Raw genomic sequence first — 1,510 nt, forward strand, 5'->3', positions numbered from 1 at the left:
CTTCCAACGCCGCGATGGCAGCTTCTCGCCGGACCCGTTGCCACGGCGGTGGCCGCCTCGCTGGAGAACCCGGCCACCAACGCATGGTCCGGCGGACTGGTGTATTTGGCCATGATGTCCTTGGGCATGGGTCTGGCAACGGTTGAACTCTGGCGGTTGAAGCCCAGCGTTTCACAGGCCCACCGCTCCTTGGCGCTCGCCGCGGGAGTACTGGCGTCCTTCTTCCTCTGCCGTGGAATCGCCTATGTCCTGGAAGGTCCCGACGGCCCGGACTTCGGCACATATCTCAGCTCGGCAACCACCAGTGTGGTCACTATCGTGCTTCTGGTCACCGTGTCCTTCAGCATGACTGCGCTGAGCAACGAGCAGCTCATCAACGGGCTCAACGAACGCGCCACCCGGGACGGCCTGACGGGGCTCCTCAACCGCACCGCCTTCATGGAGCTGGCCACCCAGGAAATCAACAGGCTGCACTCTGCAGGGTCGATCTCCACCCTGATCCTCGCCGACCTCGATCATTTCAAGGCCCTCAATGACAGCCATGGCCACGCCGCGGGCGACACTGCCATCCAGGCCTTCGCCACCGCGTGCCAGGCTTCGGTCCGCCACACAGACCTCGTCGGAAGGTATGGCGGAGAGGAATTCACCATTCTGCTTCCAGGGGCCGACCTGGAGAGCGCGGAAATCATTGCCAACGAAATCAGCCGCCGTCTGGCCGCGGCAGAACCACCGGACGGCGTCACCTTCCCGACGGTTAGCTATGGCATTGCTCCCAGCACCCTCGCCAACGCCGAGGTGGACCATATGATCGTGGCCGCCGACAAAGCGCTCTACCAGGCCAAGTCCCTCGGACGGAACCGCGCGGTCTGCGCAACTTCCTGACGGCGCACCGCACCGCCGTCGTGCGCTACTAACGTCGCGCTGAGCCGATCCTGCACCGCTGGGATCGGTCCGCTAAACCAATCTGCTTAAACGCTTGATCAAAAGTGTGACCTCGGTTACGCTTGCAGTGATCAAACGCTTTAGCAGAAATGGACATCAACGCCGATGACTTACTCAGTCTTCTTCCAACCCACCGATGGATGGGTCGGAGACGTGATCCCGTTCCAGAAAGACGGGGAGTTTTGGCTTTTCTATCTGCACGAGGTGCGGAACGACCCGAAGCCGGGAACGTCCTGGAATCTCGTGACCACCAAGGACCTCACGCGATTCGAGGATCATGGAGTGTCGCTGCACCATGGCGGAGAGGGCGAGGCGGACTTCAACGCCTACACGGGCAGTGTTGTGTGCGACGAGTCCGGGATGCACCACCTGTTCTATACCGGACAGAATCCCCGGCACCTCGGCTCCGACGGTGCCCCCCTGCAACTCGTCATGCACGCCACGAGCACGGACGGAATGCTGACGTGGATCAAGCATCCGGAACTGACGTTCGGCGCCCCGGCCGGCTATGAATCCGGCGACTGGCGCGATCCCTTCGTTTTCAAGGACGAGGCCAGCGGCCTGTGGC

General features: G+C 62.3%; 1 protein-coding gene and 1 pseudogene. Both read left to right on the forward strand.

The genetic code is table 11. The features are described from left to right. A partial coding sequence (locus tag AHiyo1_RS09765; RefSeq protein ID WP_059388445.1) for a GGDEF domain-containing protein occupies positions 1-882 on the forward strand: 882 nt, incomplete at its 5' end. A 165-nt stretch (positions 883-1,047) separates the two neighbouring features. Next, positions 1,048-1,510 (forward strand): annotated as a pseudogene (locus AHiyo1_RS09770) (glycoside hydrolase); the annotation flags it as partial.

Source organism: Arthrobacter sp. Hiyo1 (assembly GCF_001263615.2).
GTDB lineage: Bacteria > Actinomycetota > Actinomycetes > Actinomycetales > Micrococcaceae > Arthrobacter.